The 21,864-nt window shown below is 62.8% G+C and carries 18 protein-coding genes; 10 read left to right on the forward strand and 8 right to left on the reverse strand.

Annotated elements, in window-relative coordinates:
- The first annotated feature begins 76 nt into the window (after positions 1–76).
- A complete protein-coding gene (locus AC0ZT5_RS03615; protein ID WP_488495315.1) occupies positions 77–1,534 on the forward strand; it encodes an NCS1 family nucleobase:cation symporter-1 in 1,458 nt (485 codons plus the stop codon).
- Between the two features lie 38 nt (positions 1,535–1,572).
- Here AC0ZT5_RS03615 and AC0ZT5_RS03620 read toward each other — a convergent pair whose 3' ends face one another.
- The 5 genes from AC0ZT5_RS03620 to tpiA all read right to left on the reverse strand — a co-directional run bounded on the left by AC0ZT5_RS03620 (position 1,573) and on the right by tpiA (position 6,849).
- Entirely contained in the window at positions 1,573–2,112 is a 540-nt protein-coding gene (locus tag AC0ZT5_RS03620; protein ID WP_488495316.1) for a DUF1697 domain-containing protein, read from the reverse strand.
- A gap of 135 nt (positions 2,113–2,247) precedes the next feature.
- Complete coding sequence (gene pyrG, locus AC0ZT5_RS03625) at positions 2,248–3,885, reverse strand: CTP synthase (RefSeq protein ID WP_488495317.1); 1,638 nt, start codon at positions 3,883–3,885, stop codon at positions 2,248–2,250.
- Positions 3,886–4,126: 241 nt separating this feature from the next.
- On the reverse strand, positions 4,127–5,245 hold the full coding sequence (locus AC0ZT5_RS03630) for a L,D-transpeptidase (protein ID WP_488495318.1): 1,119 nt from the start codon (positions 5,243–5,245) through the stop codon (positions 4,127–4,129).
- Between the two features lie 211 nt (positions 5,246–5,456).
- A complete protein-coding gene (secG, locus tag AC0ZT5_RS03635) occupies positions 5,457–5,933 on the reverse strand; it encodes a preprotein translocase subunit SecG (protein WP_457152008.1) in 477 nt (158 codons plus the stop codon).
- 148 nt (positions 5,934–6,081) lie between these two features.
- Entirely contained in the window at positions 6,082–6,849 is a 768-nt protein-coding gene (tpiA, locus tag AC0ZT5_RS03640) for a triose-phosphate isomerase (protein WP_477288683.1), read from the reverse strand.
- A 143-nt stretch (positions 6,850–6,992) separates the two neighbouring features.
- Here tpiA and AC0ZT5_RS03645 point away from each other — a divergent pair, with 143 nt between their 5' ends.
- The 5 genes from AC0ZT5_RS03645 to AC0ZT5_RS03665 are packed head-to-tail and all read left to right on the forward strand — an operon-like array spanning position 6,993 to position 12,398.
- Positions 6,993–8,885: a SurA N-terminal domain-containing protein gene (locus AC0ZT5_RS03645; protein ID WP_488495319.1), complete on the forward strand. Its 1,893-nt coding sequence runs from the start codon at positions 6,993–6,995 to the stop codon at positions 8,883–8,885.
- A complete protein-coding gene (gene trpD, locus AC0ZT5_RS03650) occupies positions 8,882–9,892 on the forward strand; it encodes an anthranilate phosphoribosyltransferase (protein WP_488495320.1) in 1,011 nt (336 codons plus the stop codon). The genes AC0ZT5_RS03645 and trpD overlap by 4 nt, the downstream gene beginning before the upstream one ends.
- A gap of 3 nt (positions 9,893–9,895) precedes the next feature.
- Positions 9,896–10,708, forward strand: a complete 813-nt coding sequence (trpC, locus tag AC0ZT5_RS03655) for an indole-3-glycerol phosphate synthase TrpC (protein ID WP_488495321.1) — start codon at positions 9,896–9,898, stop codon at positions 10,706–10,708.
- A gap of 2 nt (positions 10,709–10,710) precedes the next feature.
- On the forward strand, positions 10,711–11,193 hold the full coding sequence (moaC, locus tag AC0ZT5_RS03660; RefSeq protein ID WP_488495694.1) for a cyclic pyranopterin monophosphate synthase MoaC: 483 nt from the start codon (positions 10,711–10,713) through the stop codon (positions 11,191–11,193).
- On the forward strand, positions 11,193–12,398 hold the full coding sequence (locus tag AC0ZT5_RS03665) for a molybdopterin molybdotransferase MoeA (RefSeq protein WP_488495322.1): 1,206 nt from the start codon (positions 11,193–11,195) through the stop codon (positions 12,396–12,398). Before moaC ends, AC0ZT5_RS03665 begins: the two co-directional genes overlap by 1 nt.
- A gap of 45 nt (positions 12,399–12,443) precedes the next feature.
- Here the strand turns inward: AC0ZT5_RS03665 and AC0ZT5_RS03670 are convergent, their stop codons facing one another.
- Positions 12,444–13,274 (reverse strand): alpha/beta hydrolase, encoded by an 831-nt coding sequence (locus AC0ZT5_RS03670; protein ID WP_488495323.1) that lies wholly within the window; start codon positions 13,272–13,274, stop codon positions 12,444–12,446.
- Between the two features lie 311 nt (positions 13,275–13,585).
- Here AC0ZT5_RS03670 and AC0ZT5_RS03675 point away from each other — a divergent pair, with 311 nt between their 5' ends.
- Positions 13,586–15,211 carry an AMP-binding protein gene (locus tag AC0ZT5_RS03675; RefSeq protein ID WP_488495324.1) on the forward strand — a complete coding sequence of 542 codons (1,626 nt, stop codon included), beginning with the start codon at positions 13,586–13,588 and terminating at the stop codon, positions 15,209–15,211.
- Complete coding sequence (kynA, locus tag AC0ZT5_RS03680; RefSeq protein ID WP_488495325.1) at positions 15,208–16,044, forward strand: tryptophan 2,3-dioxygenase; 837 nt, start codon at positions 15,208–15,210, stop codon at positions 16,042–16,044. The genes AC0ZT5_RS03675 and kynA overlap by 4 nt, the downstream gene beginning before the upstream one ends.
- A gap of 28 nt (positions 16,045–16,072) precedes the next feature.
- Here the strand turns inward: kynA and kynU are convergent, their stop codons facing one another.
- A complete protein-coding gene (kynU, locus tag AC0ZT5_RS03685; RefSeq protein WP_488495326.1) occupies positions 16,073–17,320 on the reverse strand; it encodes a kynureninase in 1,248 nt (415 codons plus the stop codon).
- A gap of 162 nt (positions 17,321–17,482) precedes the next feature.
- On the opposite strand from kynU, the gene AC0ZT5_RS03690 reads away from it, so the two are divergent.
- Both AC0ZT5_RS03690 and lexA read left to right on the forward strand, forming a co-directional pair.
- Positions 17,483–18,220 carry a GntR family transcriptional regulator gene (locus AC0ZT5_RS03690; protein WP_488495327.1) on the forward strand — a complete coding sequence of 246 codons (738 nt, stop codon included), beginning with the start codon at positions 17,483–17,485 and terminating at the stop codon, positions 18,218–18,220.
- 372 nt (positions 18,221–18,592) lie between these two features.
- Entirely contained in the window at positions 18,593–19,330 is a 738-nt protein-coding gene (lexA, locus tag AC0ZT5_RS03695) for a transcriptional repressor LexA (RefSeq protein ID WP_095081425.1), read from the forward strand.
- Here lexA and AC0ZT5_RS03700 read toward each other — a convergent pair.
- Positions 19,324–21,786 carry a ComEC/Rec2 family competence protein gene (locus AC0ZT5_RS03700; protein WP_488495328.1) on the reverse strand — a complete coding sequence of 821 codons (2,463 nt, stop codon included), beginning with the start codon at positions 21,784–21,786 and terminating at the stop codon, positions 19,324–19,326. The two genes, lexA and AC0ZT5_RS03700, sit on opposite strands and share 7 nt — an antisense overlap.
- Positions 21,787–21,864 lie beyond the last annotated feature (78 nt).

Below are 21,864 nucleotides of genomic sequence, written 5' to 3' on the forward strand. Positions count from 1 at the left end.
TCCGTTCCCCAACGTCAGGCTTACCCTGCATGCGGCCAACGCGTGAGGGCGCGTGCTGCAAAAGGGGAACATTGCAATGACGATACAGGGTGCTTCACCTGATCTGTACAACGAGGATCTGGCTCCGGCCAAAATTCGAAACTGGGGACCATTCTCGATCTTCAACGTCTGGACGTCGGACGTTCACAGCCTCTGGGGCTACTACCTGGCTGCCAGCCTATTCCTTTTCTGTGGCGGCTTCGTCAACTTCATAATCGCCATCGGCATCGGTTCGCTGATCATCTACGCGCTGATGAACATGGTCGGTTATGCCGGCGTGAAGACTGGCGTGCCCTATCCCGTGCTCGCCCGCGCCTCATTCGGCATCTGGGGCGCCAATATACCGGCGCTGGTGCGCGCCATCGTCGCCTGCTTCTGGTATGGCGCGCAGACGTCGGCAGCCTCCGGCGCCATCGTGGCACTCTTGATCCGCTCGCAATGGTTCGCCGATTTCAACGCCAACTCGCATTTCCTCGGTCATTCCGGCCTGGAAGTGATCTGCTTCGTCGTTATCTGGGCGCTGCAGCTTCTGATCATCCAGCGCGGCATGGAGACGGTGCGCCGCTTCCAGGATTGGGCGGGTCCGGCGGTCTGGGTGATGATGCTGATCCTGGCGATTTACCTGTGCGTCAAATCCGGAACCTTCGCCTTCACCAGCGACATCCCGATGGACGTGTTGTTGGAGAAGACCAAGGATGCGGGCGTGCCGGGAACGCCGGGCTCGTGGACCGCGCTGTTTGCGGTGGCCGCGATCTGGGTGACCTATTTTTCGGCGCTCTATCTCAACTTCTGCGATTTCGCCCGCTATGCGCCCGATCAGGCGTCGCTGCGCAAGGGCAACATCTGGGGCCTGCCGGTCAACCTCATCCTGTTCTCGCTTGTCGCCGGCGTCACCACCATTGCCGCCTACGACGTCTATCACGAGGTGCTGCTGCACCCCGACCAGATCTCGGCGAAATTCGACAGCTGGTTCCTGGCAGCCCTTGCGGCCCTGACCTTCGCCGTGGCGACGCTTGGCATCAACGTCGTCGCCAACTTCGTGTCGCCGGCCTTCGACTTCTCGAACGTCTTTCCCAGGCAGATCGACTTCAAGAAGGGTGGCTATATCGCGGCGCTGATCGCGCTGGTGCTCTACCCATTCGCGCCGTGGGAAGGCAGTGCCGCCTCCTTCGTCAACATCATCGGCGCGACGATGGGACCGATTTTCGGGGTGATGATGGTCGACTACTATCTGGTCCGCAAAGGTGAGGTCGACGTCGAAGCGCTCTATCGCGAGGACGGCGAGTTCCGCTTCCAGGGCGGCTGGCACGTCAATGCCTTCATCGCCGCCGGCATCGGCGCCATCTTCTCGTCGATCCTGCCCAACTTTACCAACTGGCTGCCGTCCTGGTGGGGTGTCTATGGCTGGTTCTTCGGCGTTGGCATCGCCGGCACCATCTACTACGTGCTGCGCACAGCGGCTTTGGGCGCTGGCGTCAAGACCGCGAAGGTCTGACAAGCATCGTCCGGGGCGGCGCAAAGCCGCCCCGGATCCTATGCGCTGACCATCTCGGCCAGTTTGCGCAAAGTGTTCCAGTTGCGCGACGTGCCGATGCCCAGACGTTTGTGGCTCGTTGCCGCCAGAAGCCGCGAACTGGGCCGCTCACGCGAAAAAACAACCCAGATGTCGCCACCAACCGACAGCACCTTCTCGTCCGCGGCGGCATAGGCCTGGAGCGCCGCTACAGCATCGACTGGCGCGGGTTTGCGCATCACGCGCACCGCCACCTGGTCGCCGGCTTCGGCCGACTCGCCCGGGAACGGATTGCTGGCGGCAAGCCTCCGCCAGCCCTCGGCACCGCGCACGATGATATCGACATGCCGGCCGAAGGTTTTTTCGAAGGCTGCTTCCAGCAGTTGCTCCAGATCAGCGACGGCCGTTGCCGACGTCTCGAAGACCAGGTTGCCAGTCGCAACCAAGGTGCGAACATTCTTCAGGCCGAGGTCTTCCGCCATCGCCTTCAGGTCGGTCATGACGACCCGCCGTCCCTCGCCCAGGATGATGCTGTAGAGGAGCGCGACATAGGTCTGCATCGCCTAGAGCCGGATGATTTCTGGTCGAATCGACCGGAAATCTGAATCCACCTCTAAATCAAAGAGATAGGTCATGATGTCGTCCGAAAACCGCTTCACACTTTCCGGCATCATGCTCTAGCCAGCCAGACGTCGTTACACCAAGCGGCTCTGTTCCACTGCTGCCTCGATGAAGCTGGCGAACAGCGGATGCGGGTCGAGCGGCCGGCTTTTCAGTTCCGGATGATACTGAACGCCGATGAACCAGGGATGGTCGGGGTATTCGACCGTCTCCGGCAACACGCCATCGGGCGACATGCCGGCAAACACCAGTCCGCAATCCTCGAGCCGCTCCTTGTAATCGACATTGACCTCGTAGCGGTGGCGATGGCGCTCGGAAATCTGCGTATCGCCATAGATATCGGCGATCTTGGAGCCCTTGGCGAGATCGGCCTGATAGGCGCCGAGCCGCATCGTGCCGCCGAGATCACCGGTTTCCCGGCGCTTCTCCAGCATGTTGCCTTTCAGCCATTCGGTCATCAGCCCGACCACCGGTTCGTCGGTTGGGCCGAATTCGGTCGATGAGGCATGCTCCACGCCGGCCAGCGACCGCGCGGCTTCGATGCAGGCCATCTGCATGCCGAAGCAGATGCCGAAATACGGCACCTTGCGTTCACGCGCGAACTTCGCCGCCAGGATCTTGCCTTCGGAGCCACGCTCGCCAAAGCCGCCGGGCACCAGGATGCCGTGCACCTTTTCCAGCCAGGGCGTCGGATCTTCCTTTTCGAAGATCTCCGATTCGATCCAGTCGAGCTTGACCTTGACGTGGTTGGCCAGGCCGCCATGCGAAAGCGCCTCGATCAACGATTTGTAGGCATCCTTGAGGCCGGTGTATTTGCCGACCACGGCGATGGTGACCTCGCCTTCCGGATTGTGGATGCGGTTCGACACCGCCTGCCAGGGTTCCATGCGCGGCTTCGGCGCCGGATCGATGCCGAACGCGGCCAGCACTTCCGAATCAAGCCCTTCCTTGTGATAGGCCATCGGCACATCGTAGATATGCGGCACGTCGAGCGCCTGGATCACAGCACTTTCGCGCACATTGCAGAACAGCGACAGTTTTCTGCGTTCTTCCTTCGGAATGGCGCGGTCGGCGCGAACCAGCAGAATGTCTGGCGCGATGCCGATGCCGCGCAGTTCCTTGACCGAATGCTGGGTCGGTTTGGTTTTCAGCTCGCCCGCCGTCGGGATGTAGGGCATCAGCGTCAGATGCACGTAGACGGCGTTGTTGCGGGGCAGGTCATTGCCAAGCTGACGGATCGCCTCAAGGAACGGCATCGCCTCGATATCGCCGACCGTACCGCCGATCTCGCACAGCACGAAATCATAGTCATCATTGCCGTTGAGGACGAAATTCTTGATCTCATCGGTAACGTGCGGAATGACCTGCACGGTGGCACCGAGATAGTCGCCGCGTCGCTCGCGCTCGATGATGTTCTTGTAGATGCGGCCGGTGGTGATGTTGTCCTGCTGGTTGGCCGAGCGGCCTGTGAAGCGCTCATAGTGGCCAAGATCGAGATCGGTCTCCGCACCGTCATCGGTGACGAAAACCTCGCCATGCTGGTACGGCGACATCGTGCCCGGATCGACATTGAGGTAAGGGTCGAGTTTTTTGATGCGTGCGCGATAGCCTCGCGCCTGCAAGAGAGCCCCAAGGGCCGCTGCGGCAATGCCTTTTCCAAGTGAGGAAACCACGCCGCCTGTGATGAATACATATCGCGCCATGGGAGTCATCGCTTAACGCGGCCGGATTGATTCCGCCAGAGAAAAAACCGCCGCAAAGGTTTTTTCCCAAGAAGGCGCGATACCCCTATGCATGTCGCCCAAAGCGCGAAGCAGTTTTTGGGGCAACGACATGCACAAAACAAAGAACTAAAGCGCGTCGATTGAATTCGTTTCAACGCAACGCGCTTAGGGGCAAGTCAAAACAAAAGGGCCGGCAAAGGCCGGCCCTTCGGCATGATAGATGCAGGTGTCAGATGATGACGACCTTGGTGCCTACCCTGACGCGGCTGTAAAGGTCCATGACGTGCTCGTTGATCATGCGGAAGCAGCCGTTGGAGGCGCTCGTTCCGATCGACTGCGGCGCGATGGTGCCGTGGATGCGCAGATGCGTGTCCTTCTTGCCGTCATAGAGATAGATGGCGCGGGCGCCGAGCGGGTTCTGGCCACCGCCGGGCATGCCGTCCTTGTACTGACCATAGTGCTTGGGCTCGCGCTTCTGCATGTCCAGCGTCGGGATCCAACGCGGCCATTCCTGCTTGTCGCCGACCGCGACCGTGCCCTTGAACTGCAAGCCTTCGCGGCCGACCGCAATGGCGTAGCGGCGAGCGGTGGAAGACGATTCGACGAGGTAGAGGCGGCGAGCGCTGGTGTCGATGACGATGGTGCCAGCATCGTAGCCGGTGAATTCCACGTCCTGCGGCACGAACTCCGGCTTCACCTTGAACTGCTTCTTGGCTTCCTTCTTGGCGAGAGCCTGGTCCAGCGCACGTGTCTCGGGGAGATATGAGATCGAAGACGAGGAGCTGCCGCCGAAGAGGCCGGCGAACAGGCCACCGCTCGACTGCTTCTTGCCGATGACTTCGCTGCGCAACTCGCCATTGTTTCCGGTCAATGCGACATTCATCGCTTCGGCGGGGAGTGACTCAGCCGACTGGATCGGTTCGATCGGCGCAATCGGCTCGATGATGTTGACCGTCTTCTTGGCAGGCTTGGCGTCGGCCACTTCGGTTGTCGAAGCGGTCTTGCCCCTTTTGGCGAGGAACGCCTGCCGTTCCGCCTCGGCCTTGGCCTTCGCCGCTTCGCGCATCGCCAGCTTCCTGGCTTCGAGTGCTTTGGCCTTGGCTGCTTCCTTGTCGGCAACGATCTTGGCCTCGATCTTCTTGATCTGGGCGAGATCGTCCGGTGTCGGGCTTTTCTTCTTCTTGAGAAGCTTCAATTGCGCCGCATCACTCTTGACGGCGACGTTGATGGCACTGGTTGTGTCAGCCGATTGATTTGCGGCCATATTGGCCGGCATGCCGGCGAAAGCCGGTGAACTCATGCCGAGTACGGCGCAGAGTCCCATGAAAATGAAGCTGCGAAGCTGCATGGCGAAGATCCGATCGTTCTATGCTTGTTGCCCACGGCGTCGCTCAGCGCCCCCCAAGGGCGCCGGAAATGCCGCGCGCAATCTATAGTCGAATAAGCGCGGACGCCTCAAGGGTAACGCCACATTGCAAGCACTCGATTCTTCGTGATCGTGCTGCATTTGCCGCGACTGTGTTCAAACGACAACAGATCGCGGCTTCAGGCGCTGGAGACTACTGGTTCGGGACCTGCGGGGTCGCCGGTGCAGCGGGCGTGGTACCGTTGGTCGCGGGCTGAGTCGAGCCGGCGGCGGGCGCCATGGCCGGGGCAGTCGCCGGAGGCGTTGCCGCGGCATCGTTGCCGGACGGCGGCTTCGGCGCGGTGTTGCCGGCGGGCGCCGGAGTGGTCGTGCCGGGCAATTGGTTGAGCACACCCTTGCCGGCGCCGTCAGATGTCGCGGGCACGCGGTCGAGGATGTCGATCGGCTTCTCGCCGTAGCGGGCGACGATCGACAGTGTCAGCGACGTGGCGAAGAAGGCGGCCGCCAGGATCGCCGTCGCACGCGTCAGCGCATTGGCCGCACCGCGCGCGGTCATGAAGCCGGATCCGCCGCCGATGCCGAGGCCGCCGCCTTCGGAGCGCTGCAGCAGCACCACGCCGACAAGGGCGAGCACGACCATGAGATGGATGACGATCAGTACGGTTTCCATAGTTTATCCTGGCAAGGCCTTGCCCGGTCGCGGACCGACCGGTGAATTGGAGGCGGCTCAATACAATGCTTTGATGGCATTTCCAAGCCCGTGGCCGGAATATGGGAAGCAACGCTCCCTTTGCAACGATTTCCGGCGCCGTCCATCCCTAGGCGATGCTGCGATAAGCCTCGGCGATGGCAAGGAAGTCCGCCGCTTTCAGGCTGGCGCCGCCGACGAGCGCGCCGTCGACATTCCTGACGCCGAGCAGTTCGACCGCGTTGGAGGGCTTGACCGAGCCGCCATAGAGAATGCGCATCTTGGCTGCAACGCCGTCGAGCTTTTCCGACAGTTTTTCGCGGATATGTGCGTGTGCTTCGGCCACATCGGTCGCGGTCGGCGTCAGGCCGGTGCCGATCGCCCACACTGGCTCATAGGCAATGACGGTGTTGGACGGGGTGGCGCTTGGCGGTACCGAGCCGGCGACCTGCCGCGACAGCACATCGAGCGTGGCGCCCGCTTCACGCTGCTGCTGCGTCTCGCCAATGCAAATGATGGCCACAAGCCCGGCGCGCCAGGCGGCTGAAGCCTTGGCCTGGACCGTCGCGTCATCCTCACCGCGTTGCTCGCGGCACTCGGAATGGCCGACGATGACATGGCTCGCGCCGGCATCCTTCAGCATTTCCGCCGAGATGCAGCCGGTGTAGGCGCCGCTTTCCTTGGTGTGGCAATCCTCGCCGCCAGCGTGGACCGGAGTGCGTGACAGAATCTCGGCTGCGTGGGCAAGCAGGGTTGCGGGAACGCAAACCAGCGCTTCGGTCTCCGCATCGAGCCCACTCATGAAACCGTTGCCGATCATCCTGAGCTCGTTGAGCGAGGCACTGGTGCCGTTCATTTTCCAGTTGCCGGCGACGAGCGGGCGAATTCCTGGCGTCATGGGTTGCTTCTCCGGGCGATATCAGGCTCTGGCCCTCACTACCAAAATCAGGCCACAAAGCAATCGACAGTGGACCGGAAGGGCGCTATTGCGCTTGTTTCAGACTCGGCGCATGCGAAAATGCGCATAAATCGGAAGTAACGATGCTTGGTGTATTGAGAAGCGCGGCGGGTACCTGGGTCGCGAAGGGTCTACTAGTGTTGCTGGTGCTCAGCTTTTTGGTCTGGGGCATTTCCGGACGGCTGATGGGCGGTTTCGCCGGCCACGATTCGGTTATTTTCGCCGGCGGCACCAAGGTGTCGATCAACGAATACCGTCTCGCCTATGACCGCCAGCTCGCCGTCATGTCGCAGCAATTCGGCCAGCGTCTCACCCACGAACAGGCAAAGGCGCTCGGTATCGACAACCAGGTACTGGCGCAGCTCGTCTCGGGAGCCGTTCTCGACGAACAGGCCCGCAAGCTGGGCCTTGGCCTGTCCAAGGACCGGCTGGCCGAGCTGACACGCGAAGATCCGGCCTTCAAGGGTCCTGGCGGCCAGTTCGACAGGCGAACCTTCGAATATATGTTGCAGCAGATTGGCATGCGGCCTGCGGATTATCTGAAGAACCGTGCCCAGGTGGCGGTGCGCCAGCAGATCGTCGAAGCGGTCTCGGATGGCCTCAAGGCGCCGGATACTTTCTTCAAGGCCGTCGCGCTCTATCGCGGCGAAGACCGCACCATCGACTATTTGACGCTGCCCAAGACGCTGATCGAGCCGATCGGGACGCCGTCCGACAGCGTGCTCTCGGCCTATTTCGACGCCAACAAGAAGACATACGCGGCACCAGAATACCGCAAATTCTCCTACGTCCGCCTCGAACCGGTCGACATCATGGATACGACCGCCGTCACCGACCAACAGGTCAGCGACGACTACAACAAGAACAAGGCGCGTTACACGACGCCGGAGCTGCGCACCATCGAGCAGCTTGTGTTCAAGACACCTGACGCGGCCAAGGCCGCGCTCGATTCGCTCAAGGCCGGCGCCACCTTCGACAAGCTTGTCACGGCGGAAGGCAAGACCCCGGCCGATACGTTGCTCGGCACGCTGGCCAAGGACAAGATCGCCGACAAGGCGGTCGCCGACGCGGCCTTCGCACTCAATGCGAATGAAGTCAGCCCGGTCGTGCAGGGCGCCTTCGGTCCGGTGCTGCTGCGCGTCACCGAAATCAAGCCCCAGGTGGTGAAGCCGCTGGCCGAAGTGTCCGACCAGATCCGCAAGGATCTGGCGCTGGGCGAGGCAAGTCGCATCCTCCTGGACGTGCGTGACAATTACGAAGACACCCGTGCCGCTGGCGGCTCCCTGGCCGAGGCCGCCACCAAGTTGAAGCTGAAGATCGTCACCATCGACGCCATCGATCGCAGTGGCCTGAGACCTGACGCAAGCATCGTCAAGGACCTGCCGCAATCGCCGGAATTGATCAAGGCTGTCTTCGACGCTGAACCCAACACGGAAAACGACGCCTTGACCACGGCGGACAACGGTTTCGTTTTCTACGAAGTGGCTTCCATCACACCGGCTCGCGACCGCACACTGGACGAGGCCCGCCAGAAAGTCGTCGCCGACTGGACCGCGGCCGAAACGACCAAGCGGCTCACGGCCAAGGCAGACGAACTCGAGAAGCGGCTCAAGGCCGGCGCCACGCTCGACGTCATCGCCGGCGAACTGAAGCTGGAAAAGCAGACCAAGCGCGGCGTCAAGCGCGAGGCCGACGATGTCGACTTCGGCAAGGAGGGCGCGGCGGCGATGTTCGGCGTCGGCGAAGGCGGCACCGGGCTGATCCCCTCGCCTACTGGCGACGGACAGATCCTGTACAAGGTCGCCGAAGTGTTCGAGCCCGCCGGAGCTGACGCCAGCTCAGTGCCGGACGACGCACAGAAATCCTTCACCTCCGGCATGTCGGACGATCTGCTCGACCAGTTGGTGGCGCAGTTGCAGACGCAATTCGACGTTCGCATCGACCAGGCCGCCGTTGCCCAAGCCTCGACAAGATGAGCGCGCTGAAAACCCATATCGCCAAGGTCGCGACCGGAAGCCCGCTTTCCTTCGAGGAAGCGCGCGAGGCCTTCGACATCATCATGTCGGGTGACGCCACCCCCGGCCAGATCGGCGGCTTCCTGATGGCGCTGCGCGTGCGCGGCGAGACGGTGAGCGAGATTTCCGGCGCTGTCGCCACCATGCGCGCCAAGATGCTGCGCGTCGACGCACCGGCCGGCGCCATCGATATCGTCGGCACCGGCGGTGACAATTCTCACAGCGTCAACATCTCGACGGGGTCGGCGTTTGTTATCGCCGGCAGCGGTGTGCCGGTTGCCAAGCACGGCAATCGCGGGCTGTCGTCGCTGACCGGGGCCGCCGACGTACTGGTCGCACTCGGGGTCAAGATCGATATCTCGCCCGAATTCATCGGCCGTTGCATCCATGAGGCGGGCGTCGGGTTCATGTTCGCGCCCGCACACCATCCGGCGATGAAGCATGTCGGCCCGACCCGCGTCGAACTCGGCACCCGCACCATCTTCAACCTGCTTGGGCCCCTCTCCAATCCGGCTGGCGTCAAGCGGCAGATGGTCGGTGTGTTCCTGCCGGAATGGATCTTGCCGGTGGCCGAGACGCTGAAAGCGCTGGGTGCCGAGCATGCCTGGGTTGCCCATGGCGACGGCTATGACGAGATCACGACCACCGGGGAGACCCATGTCGCCGAACTGATCGGCGGCGAGATCCGCAGCTTCACGCTGACCCCGGAAGCGGTAGGGCTGGCGCGTCACACCAAGGATGAATTGCGTGGTGGCGACGCAGCCTACAACGCCGACGCATTGCGCGATATGCTGAGTGGCGCTGCCGGCGCCTATCGCGATACTGTGCTGATGAATGCCGGCGCCGGACTTGTGGTCGCCGGCAAGGCGACGACACTTGGCGACGGCATCGCGCTCGCCGCACAAGCCATCGACAGCGGCCGGGCGCTGCAAGTGCTTGACCGGCTGATCGAGATTTCGAACGGGTAGAGCGTGTCTGACATTCTTCGCAAGATCGAGGCCTACAAGCGCGACGAGATCGCAACGGCAAAGGCACGCGTGCCTTTGGCCGAGATCAAGGCGCGAGCGAAGGACGCGGACGCACCGCGCGGCTTTCTTGCCGCGCTCGAGACCAAGCGCAAATCCGGCGCCTTCGCGCTGATCGCCGAGATCAAGAAGGCAAGCCCTTCCAAGGGCCTGATCCGCGCCGATTTCAACCCGCCGGCACTGGCGCAGGCCTATGCGAAAGGCGGCGCCGCCTGTCTTTCGGTGCTGACCGACGCGCCGTCTTTCCAGGGCGCGCCCGAATTTCTCACCAGGGCGCGAGCCGCCGTCGCCCTGCCCGCTTTGCGCAAGGATTTCCTGTTCGATCCGTATCAGGTCTATGAGGCCCGCGCCTGGGGCGCGGACGCCATCCTGATCATCATGGCCAGCGTCGACGACGCATTGGCCAGCGATCTCGAATCGACGGCGCTTGAACTCGGCATGGATGCGCTGGTCGAAGTGCATGACGAAGCCGAGACGCAGCGCGCGCTAAAACTGTCGTCGCGGCTGATCGGCATCAACAACCGCAATCTCAGAACATTCGAGACCAGCCTCGAAACCTCGGAGCGGCTGGCGTCGATGGTGCCAGCCGACCGCCTGCTGGTCAGCGAGAGCGGCATTTTCTCGCATGACGATTGCCTCAGGCTGCAAAAGAGCGACATCGGCACCTTCCTTGTCGGCGAAAGCCTGATGCGGCAACAGGACGTCACCACGGCGACGCGCCTGCTTCTGACGGGCAAGGCGCCGGCCGAGGCCGTCTGATGATGGCGGCCGCCCTCACCCATCTCGGCGCCCAGGGCGAGGCCAGCATGGTCGATGTCGGCGACAAGGCGGAGACGACGCGTACCGCAATCGCGGAGGGTTTTGTCGCGATGCAGCCTGAGACGCTGACCATGATTCTCGAAGGCAACGCCAAGAAGGGCGATGTGCTTGGCACTGCGCGCATCGCCGGCATCATGGCGGCGAAGAAAGCGCATGAATTGATCCCGCTCTGCCATCCGCTGCTCCTGACGAAGGTTTCCGTCGACATCGAGCCCGACCATGCCTTGCCCGGACTGAAGGTCACCGCGCTGGCGCGTGTCACCGGCAAGACGGGCGTCGAGATGGAAGCGTTGACCGCCGCTTCGGTGGCCTGCCTCACCATCTACGACATGGCCAAGGCGGTGGATCGCGCCATGATCATTTCCGGCATCCGACTGGTCGAAAAGACCGGCGGCAAGTCGGGCGACTACAAAGTGGACGCCTGATGGCGCTGGTTCCGGTCGCCGAGGCGCTCGAACGCTTGCTTGAGGGTGCAGCACCTTTGGCGAGCGAAAGCGTTCCGCTGTTCGAGGCTGTTGATCGCGTGCTGGCCGAACCGGTCGCAGCGCTCCGCACCCAGCCACCTTTCAACGCTTCCGCCATGGATGGCTACGCGGTGCGCGCCGTCGATGTGGCGTCGGTGCCATCCAGACTTTCCGTGATCGGCATGGCGCCTGCCGGGCGTGGCTTTGACGGCACGGTCGGCAAGGCACAAGCCGTGCGTATCTTCACCGGTGCGCCGCTACCCCAAGGCGCCGATACCATCGTCATTCAGGAGAATGTCCGCGACCTCGGTGGTGGCGACGTCGAAGTAACCGAGCCGACGGCGGAATGGCGCAACATCCGCCGCGTCGGCCTCGACTTCTCGAAAGGCGATATCCTGCTGGAAAAAGGCCGCGTGCTCGATCCGGCGGCATTGTCGCTGACGGCGTCGGCCAACCATCCACGGGTCAACGTGGTGAAACGGCCGCTGGTCGCCATCATCGCCACCGGCGACGAATTGTTGCCGCCCGGCAGCGAACTCGGGCCGGACCAGATCATCTCGTCCAATGCCTATGGCGTCGCCGTGGCGGCGCAGTCGGTCGGTGCACGTGCGCTCGATCTCGGCATTGCCTCCGACCGCGAGGAGGCCATCGCCGCGCTGGTGCGGAAGGCGGTCGCGGCCGGTGCGGACGTCATCGTCACGCTGGGTGGTGCCTCGGTCGGCGACCATGATCTGATCCACGACGTGCTGACCGGCGAAGGCATGACGCTCGGCTTCTGGAAGATCGCCATGCGCCCCGGCAAGCCGCTGATGTTCGGCCGCCTCGGCCACATCAGATGCATCGGCCTGCCCGGCAATCCGGTGGCAAGCCTGGTCTGTTCGCAGCTGTTCCTGAAGCCGCTGCTGGCGCGACTCGGTGGCCGCGAGCACCGCCAGGACATTCGTCCTGCGCGACTGGGCGCTGCAATGCCGGCCAATGATTTGCGCCAGGACTATGTGCGGGCGGTGGTCCGGGACGACAACGGCGCGCTGATGGCGACGCCGTTCAGCATCCAGGATTCCTCAATGCTGAGAATGCTGGCTGATGCCAATGGGCTGATCGTGCGGGCACCGTTTGCCCCCGCAGCAGCCGCTGGCGAAGCTTGCAGCGTACTGATGTTGCGCTGAAGATTCGCCAAACAAACCATTGATAACAAGCCAAAATCAACTCGGCTATTCCGAGATCAAGGTCCGGGTCAGCGGATGCGCCGGATCGGCAAGGCCGTCAACGATGCTGTAATGGTGCTGGTCGGGCTCGACCACGGCGCTGGTCGTGGCATCGAGCCCGGTCCAGATATTGGCAAGCAAGGCGTTCTGGCGCAGGAACTCCGCGCGTTCGCCACCACCGGCCCAGCAGGTGATGCGGGCACCATCCATTGGACGCAACAGCGCCGGGCTTTCGGCCAGCGCCTCCTGCTCGTCGATTGCCAGTGTCGCGTTCATCTCGGTGCGCATGATCGGGCGCAGGTCGTGGAGGCCTGAAATCGAAACGACGTGGCGTATGCGCCGCGCCACATCGGCCGCCAGGGGCGTTGTCGCCGTCACCATGCGGCTGGCGAGATGTCCGCCGGCCGAATGGCCGGTCAACATCAGCGGCCCGTCGATCAGTCCTGCCGCCTTGCCGATCGCCCCGCCGACCTCCTGGACGATGCCGGCGATGCGGATTTCGGGGCAGAGCGTGTAGGAAGGCATCGCCACGGCAAAGCCGCTGCTGACCGCACCATTGGCGAGATGCGACCAGAAACTCTTGTCGAACGCCATCCAGTAACCGCCATGGATGAACACCACCAATCCCTTGGGCGTGGCACTGGGTAGGAAAAGATCGAGGCGATTGCGCCGTCCGCCGCCATAGGTGATGTCGAGCCGTGCCCGACCCTCTGCCGAAAGCGCGTCACGAAACGCTTGCGCCGGCTCCACCCACGCGGTTGGCCAGCGGTCGCTGCCGGCGATGTTCGCGCTGTTGGCATAAGCATTGTCCCAATCGGCAATGCGATGTCTAGGCATCGGTACCCTCCCCCAAACGGCATCGTTTCTGCGCTAGCAATGGCCACCGCCACGCCATGCGTCAATGCTCCAGGACAAAAACATTTTAGGCTTGAAACAAATTTCGACTGGTGCGATCTTGCCGTCAAGAACAGCCGACAATGGGAGGTCTGCTGTGTTGCCCAAACCTGCAATGTACGCCCTTTCGGGTCGTGTCGAGCAAGGTGCGACTGGCAGCACGAAAACCTCCTCAAAAGCAGGACCTTCAGATCCACCCCATCAGGCCAGGCGCCTTCGCGCACTGGCCAGGCAGCAGACAGGATAGCGGCGACATGCTTGGGCCTTCAGCGCATATCGACACGTTCACGCGCGATCACCTGCCGCCGCCGGAGCAATGGCCGGACTTCCTGCTCGACGGTTTCGACTATCCCGAACATCTCAACGCAGGCGTCGAACTCACCGACAGGCTGGTCGAGAAGGGCCTGGGTGACCACACCGCCCTGATCGGCAATGGCCGCCGCCGCACCTACAAGGAACTGTCCGACTGGACGAACAGGCTGGCCCACGCGCTGGTCGAGAACTACGGCGTCAAGCCGGGTAACCGGGTGCTGATCCGCTCGGCCAACAACCCCGCCATGGTCGCCTGCTGGCTGGCCGCCACCAAGGTCGGAGCCGTGGTCGTCAACACCATGCCGATGCTACGCGCCGGCGAGCTCGCCAAGATCGTCGACAAGGCGGAAATCACGATCGCGCTTTGCGACACCAGGCTGATGGACGAGATGACCGCTTGCGCCAAGGACAGCGCGTTCCTCAAGCAGGTCATCGGCTTCGACGGCACCGCCAATCATGATGCCGAACTTGATCGGGCGGCCCTCGACAAGTCGGTCGTTTTCAGCGCCGTCAACACTGGCCGCGACGACGTCGCGCTGCTCGGCTTCACCTCGGGCACGACAGGCGTGCCGAAGGCTACGATGCATTTCCACCGCGACCTCCTGATCATCGCCGACGCCTATGCCCGCGAAATCCTCCAGGTGACGCCGGACGACATCTTTGTGGGCTCGCCGCCATTGGCTTTCACCTTTGGCCTTGGCGGCCTCGCCATCTTTCCCCTGCGCTTCGGTGCGGCGGCGACGCTGCTCGAACAGGCGACGCCACCCAACATGATCCACATCATCGAGACCTACAAAGCAACCATCTCCTTCACCGCGCCGACCGCCTATCGCGCCATGCTGAAGGCCATGGATGAGGGTGCCGACCTGTCATCGCTGCGCGTCGCCGTTTCGGCCGGCGAGACCTTGCCCGCCCCGGTCTTCGAGGAGTGGACGCAAAAGACCGGCAAGCCGATCCTCGACGGCATCGGCGCCACCGAAATGCTGCACATCTTCATCTCCAACCGCTTCGACGATATGAAGCCTGCGTCGACCGGCAAGCCGGTGGGCGGCTACGAGGCGCGCATTGTCGATGACGAGATGCACGAGGTGCCGCGCGGCGCGACCGGCAGGCTGGCGGTGCGCGGCCCGACCGGCTGCCGCTACATGGCTGACGACAGGCAGAAGGAGTACGTTCGCGACGGCTGGAACCTCACCGGCGACACCTTCACGCAGGACGAAAACGGCTTCTTCCATTTCGCCGCCCGCTCCGACGACATGATCGTCAGCGCCGGCTACAACATCGCCGGCCCCGAGGTCGAGGCGGCGCTGCTGGCGCATCCGGATGTCGCTGAATGCGCTGTGATCGGCGCTGAGGATGCCGAACGCGGCCAGATCGTCGAGGCGCATGTCGTGCTGGTGCAAGGTGTGGCACCTGACGCGATGACCATCAAGCGCCTGCAGGACCATGTCAAAGCGACGATCGCGCCCTACAAGTATCCGCGATCTGTGAAGTTCATTGCTGCGTTGCCCAAGACGCAGACCGGCAAAATCCAGCGCTTCCGGCTTCGCACGGAGAAAATCAATTGAGCGAACCATACGATCCGGCATCCGAAGGCGCACAGATGTCGTTCAAGGAGCGCATGTCCTACAGCGACTATCTGCATCTGGAGAAAGTGCTGGAGGCCCAGACGCCGCTGTCGTCGGCACACGACGAGATGCTGTTCATCATCCAGCATCAGACCTCCGAGCTCTGGATGAAGCTTGCCCTGCATGAGATCGGTGCCGCGATCCGCTCGATCCGCGCCGACCGCCTCGAGCCAAGCTTCAAGATGCTGTCGCGCGTCGCCCGCATCTTTGAGCAGTTGAACAACGCCTGGGACGTGCTGCGGACGATGACACCCAGCGAATACACAGAGTTCCGCGACGCGCTAGGCCAATCCTCGGGTTTCCAGTCCTGGCAGTATCGCGCCATCGAGTTCATGGCCGGCAACCGCAACCTCGCCATGCTCGGCCCGCACAAGCACCGGCCGGACCTCAGCGGGAAGCTTGAGGCGATCCTGGCCGAGCCGTCGCTCTACGACGAAGCGCTGCTGCTGCTCGCCCGCAACGGATTCGACATCGGTGACGACGCCAACCGTGCCGACTGGCGCGAGACGCGCACCGAGAATGAAGCGGTCCTGGTTGCCTGGCAGACGGTCTATCGCGACCCGCAGCGCTACTGGATGTTCTACGAACTGGCTGAAAAGCTGGTCGACTTCGAGGATTATTTCCGCCGCTGGCGCTTCAACCACGTCACCACGGTCGAACGCATCATCGGCCTAAAGCGCGGCACCGGTGGCACGTCGGGTGCGTCCTACCTGAAGAAGATGCTCGAGGTCGTCCTGTTTCCGGAACTCTGGACAGTTCGCACCCGGCTCTGATCTGTCTTTGCTTTTGGGCGACGTACACTCACGTGACCGCGGTCTTGACCGCGAAGCGCGCATCCTGCCAGGCACCCGTGCGCAAGATGTCTTCCAGCACCTCGACCGCCTGCCAGACATCCTTGTAGCCGACATAGAGCGGCGTGAAACCGAAGCGGATGGTCGAAGGCGCGCGGAAATCGCCGATCACGCCGCGCTCGATCAAGGCCCGCATCACCTGGTAGCCGCTGGGGTGGATGAATGACACCTGACTGCCGCGCTCGTTGCCGTTGCGCGGACTTTCAAGCTCGAGCCCGTAGGCGCCACACCTTGCTTCGACCATCTGGATGAACAGATCGGTCAGCGCGATGCTCTTTTGGCGCACCGCCGCCATGTCGACGTCGTTCCAGAGGTCCAGGGCGCCCTTGAGCGCCCGCATCGACAACACCGGCTGCGTGCCGCACAAGAACCGGCGGATGCCGATGCCGGCGGCATAGCCCTGTTCGAAGGCGAACGGCCGCGCATGCCCCCACCAGCCGCTGAGCGGCTGATAGACATCACCGTGGTGCCGCTCTGCGGCATAGATGAAGGCTGGCGAACCCGGGCCGCCATTGAGGTACTTGTAGGTGCAGCCGATGGCGAAATCGGCATTGGCGCCGTCGAGTTCGACTGGCAGCGCACCGGCGGTGTGGCAGAGATCCCAGACGATCAGCGCACCGGCCTGATGGGCCCTGCGCGTCAGCGCCGCCATGTCGCGCAACTGGCCGGATTTGTAGTTGACGTGGTTGACCAGGATAACGGCGACGCGCTCGTCGATCAGGTCCTCGATATCAGGCGCATCGACGCCCTCGAGCCGCAGGATCGTACCGGGCCGCGTCGAAGCTACGCCCTCGGCCATATAGAGATCGGTTGGGAAGCTGTCGCCCTCGGCCACGATGAGCGACCGATCCGGCCGCATTGCGAGCGCCGCATGTAGCACCTTGTAGATGTTGATCGACGTCGTATCGCAGACCACAGTCTGGCCAGCCGCGGCGCCGATCAGGCGTCCGAGTTGGTCGCCGAGCTCGACCGGCATGTCGAACCAGCCGGCGGTGTTCCAGGCACGGATGAGGTCCTGCGCCCATTCCTGTGTCGCGGCCTTGTTCAGTTCGTCGAAGACGGTGGGTGAAGCCGCACCAAGCGAATTGCCGTCGAGGTAGATCACCCCTTGCGGCAAGACGAAACGATCGCGCATGGCGCGTAGCGGGTCCGCGGCGTCCATCACCTCGATTGCAGAGAGATCGGGAGTTGCATTCATGGTCGACTATCCCCGCGCATGGGCGTGCTCAGATGAACATATCAGGTGAAACCGTTCGCGATCATGGGCAGTCCCTTGGGTGTTGTCAAACATTATATATAATTTACGCAATGGAAGGATTTCATATATAATCACCCGGCCAATTGGTACGGATGGTCGGCAATGCTGGACGACGAGCACTTCTCGAAGACAGAAGCAGCCTACAAGCTGCTGCGCCGCGATATCCTCACCGCCCGTCTGAAGCCCGGCGCACCGCTCAAGCTTAGCGCGTTGCGCAACAGCTACGGCATCGGCTGGACACCGCTGCGCGAGGCGCTCTCGCGATTGGAGGCCGAGCGCCTGGTGACCGCCATCAGCAATCGCGGCTTTGCCGTCGCTCCGGTCTCGCGCAACGAGCTGGAAGATCTGTCACGCGCCAGATTGGTGGTTGAACTGCCTCTGCTCCACGAATCGATCGAGAAAGGCGGCCGTGAATGGGAGGACACCGTCGTCGCTGCCCACTATCGGCTGTCGCGCAGCAGGACCGCGGTCGACGACCCGTCCGACAACGTGGTCGACGAATGGGATGAAAAGCACGAGGCTTTCCACGCGGCATTGCTCAGCGCGGCAACATCCCCCTGGCTGCTGACCTTCCACTCCACGATCGCGGATCAGTTGCGTCGCCATCACCGCTTTCTTGGCCTGGCGCCAACCTTGCGTGCGGCCGCCGGTCTCCAGCATGGCTACGAAGAGGCCATGGAGGCGCTGCGCCAGGCCGTCGCGATCAAAGATCATACCGCGCTCATGGAAGCGGCGCTGGATCGCAACATCGAGCGCGCGAAAACCCTGATGGTTGCCCACATCGGCTACACGCTGCATGTCTATGTCCACGCCGGCGATGGCAGCTCAAACAAACGGTAATGCAACGAGGAACAAGGCAAGGCCGATATGGCCAATTCCTCCGCCAAAGTTGGCTTTTTGGCTCCCTTTCGTTCACGGGAGCCACGACCGGTGAAGTGAACCAAGCCCTCTTGTCGAGCTTCCAGCGTTGGCCGAGGCCAAGCCCGACACAGGGTGGGCCACAGGCCATTAACCATAGCAATTTCAATCCAACCAAGCACTCGGCGTTGGCAGGCAAGCGTCGATCGCGACCCACCGCCGGGGCGCCAAATAATTTCAGCCACCTTAACAAGTTCATTAAACTTTAAACGGTTGCGGAACACAACTGGAACAGATAGTGTTTGTTCTGGGTTTGTTTTTCCGATTCTGGTTTTGGGTAACCTGGGGGCTGCCATGCTGACGCGCAAACAACACGAACTCCTGATGTTCATTCATGAACGGCTCAAGGAAAGCGGCATTCCGCCATCCTTCGACGAGATGAAGGAAGCACTCGACCTTGCCTCCAAATCCGGCATACACCGGCTGATCACGGCGCTGGAGGAGCGCGGCTTCATTCGTCGCCTGCCCAATCGGGCGCGCGCGTTGGAAGTGCTGCGGCTGCCGGATTCGATCGCGCCAGGCCTCAATGCGGCAAAGAAGTTCTCGCCAAGCGTCATCCAGGGCAGCCTCGGTCAAGGCGGCCTTGGCCGGCAACTCAAGCCTGCGTCTTCACGGATGCCTTCGGCCGGCAATGACGACGACGTGGTCTCCGCCGTGTCGATCCCGGTCATGGGACGCATCGCGGCCGGTGTGCCGATCGACGCCATCCAGCACCAGACGCATTCGATCTCGGTGCCGCCGGACATGATCATGGGCGGCGAACACTATGCCCTTGAGGTCAAGGGCGACTCGATGATCGAGGCCGGCATCTTCGACGGCGATACTGTCATCATCCGCAATGCCGATACAGCCAGCCCGGGTGAGATCATCGTGGCGCTGGTGGATGAAGAGGAAGCGACGCTGAAGCGGTTCCGCCGCAAGGGTGCCTCGATTGCTCTCGAAGCCGCCAACCCGGCCTATGAAACCCGCATTTTCGGACCGGACAGGGTCAAGGTGCAAGGCAAGCTCGTCGGGCTGATCAGGCGCTACTGAGCAGGGCTTGCGACCGACTTTTCGGGTTTGCGGTAGGGTGGCAGGCCCCTCGCCTCGCGCGAAAACTTGCGCTGCGTGTGCCAGGGCCGGTATGACCCGTCCACCGCGAAGCTCATCGTCGCAGGCGTGGTCGCCGATTGGCGATCGAAGAAGACGGCCGCGCTACCCTTGCGGGCCAGTTGTCGCTTGGTGATGACGAGCACCAGCGGATTGTGACAGGGGTCATAGGCCGTGGCGTCATCGATGACGATCAGGTCGGCGAAGCCGCAGGCCATCCAGGCGTCTTTTCGGTCTTCGACATGCGCGATGATCGCGCCGGACGGATGCTTGGCGAGACAAACGCCCGATGTGCAATAGAAAGGCGCGCCCGACGGCAACTCGGCGGCATCGGCTATCTCGAATTGCCCGTCTCCTTTGCTGAACACCTCCGGCATGACGATGGTTTCGGATGTCAGCGCGCGTTTCCAGTTGTCGACCGTGAATTCGTTCGGGCGTGCCCGGCTGACGGCGAGTTCGCCACCCCCGATCGGCAGCGCAACCAGCCTGGCGTCCTCCGAGATCAGCACGTCCGGGGCACGCGTGTCCGAGACGGTCAACAGGCCGGCAAGCGCGAACGGAAGGGCTGCGAGCCGCAGCCATGTCGTCGCCATCGTCGCGATGACCAAGGCAATCGCCACCAGCAGGACGGACTGTTGCGAAATCAACCCGACCGCGTCGACCGGCGAGCGCTCGGAAATCCATCCGGACATGGCGATCATCGCCGTCAGGCCTTTGCCCATTACGTAAAGAAAGGGACCATCGGCGCCAAAAGGCATCGCCAGCGCACTGAGGACGGCGAAAGGCATCACAATCAGCGAGACGATTGGCATGATGGCGAGATTGGCGAACAGGCTGAGCGGCGACACCCGCTGAAAATGCCAGATGGCAAAAAGCGCCGTGGCAGAGCCGGCAATGATGGAGGTCATGGCAAGGCCACCCATCGCCAACAGGAATTTTCGCGTGAGAAAGCCAGGCAGAGATCGCCGTGGCGGCGGCGGTCTCGTTTTCCCCGCGCGATGATCAGACCAGCCGGCATAGGCACCGACCAGCGCCGCGGTCGCCGCGAATGACATCTGGAAACTTGGGCCGACCACTTCATGCGGCGACACCACAATGACCGCGATCGCCGAGATCGCCAGGTTGCGCATGGTCAGCGCCGCCCGATCGAACAGCACCGCAATCAGCATCACCGCCAGCATGATGAAGCTGCGCTCGGCGGCAACGACGATGCCTGAGATGACGAGATAGGCGGCGATCGAGACAAGCGCGGCGGCGGCCGCGTATTTCTTGACCGGCCGCCGCGCGGAAAAGTCCGGAAACAGGGCGAAGGCGCTGCGCATCAGCATCATGATGGTGCCAGCGACCAACGCCATGTGCAGCCCCGAAATGGAGATGACGTGGTAGATGCCGGTGCGCCGCATCGCTTCGTTGATCTCATCGGGAATGCCGGCGCGCACACCAACGATCAGCGCCGCAGCGATCTCGCCTTCGGCCCCACCGACACTGCCCCTGATATGGTCGGCGATGGCTTCACGGGCATTTTCTATCCCCGAGGCAATCCGGGCCGACAGCGGCATGTCGTTGTCATTGCCGGCGATAAGCTTTGGATTGCCGAGAAAGAACCCGCTGCCGCCGATGCCGGCGAAATAGCTGTCGAAGGAGAAGTCGTAGCTGTCCGGCCTCACCGGGCCGGTGGGCGGCAACAGCTTGGCGTAGCCGGTGACCAGGGAGCCGGCGGTGATCTCCGCCGGGATCTTTCGTGCCGAAAGCCGAACCCGCTCCGGCGCATAGCGCAATTTCGGCCTCGCGGTCGACGTCACGTCGATGGTCAACCGGATGCGGCCGGTCTCCATTTGGTCAAGCGAGACGACGCGGCCGGTCACTTGGGTCGAGATTTCCGAACCCAGCATCTGCGTTCCAGCCCGCCATGTCTCGACCTTGCCGGCGAGCAGGCCGAGCGTGCACAGCAGCACAGCCATGAAACACAGATGGGTTTTCGGCCAGGAACGCGAGACGAACGCGCAGAGCCCCGTCAGAACGACGACCGCAACAGGCTTTGCAAAATCTGGTTCCACCGTCAGCGAAAAATAGCCGATCGCTCCGATCGCCAGACAGACCGGCACCAGCAGGAAGGCTACGCCTCGGTCAAGCTCCAGGCTTCCTGCCGTGGCCACGCTGTGGCGCAGCCGAGGCAGTGATATCCGGCCGATTTGCCGGCGCACGCGCACGATCCTGCCGGCTTCGGCAACAGGGACGGGGGCGGAGACATCCGCTTGCAACGGCGGGTTGCCGCGGTCCGGCAAGATGGGTGATGGCGGTGGCGACGTAGTCGGCAGCGGCATCGCAAACAGGGACCGTTCGCTGACGCCAATAGCGGCGTCCTCGCCCTGATCCGAGCCCCAGCCCCGTCCAGCCATCGGGTCTGCCCCTTGCGCCCTCGACACCCTATGCTACATGAACGCGCAATGCGCGAAAGTCCGCGCAACCACACCCCG

The organism is Mesorhizobium sp. CNPSo 4670, from assembly GCF_057784235.1.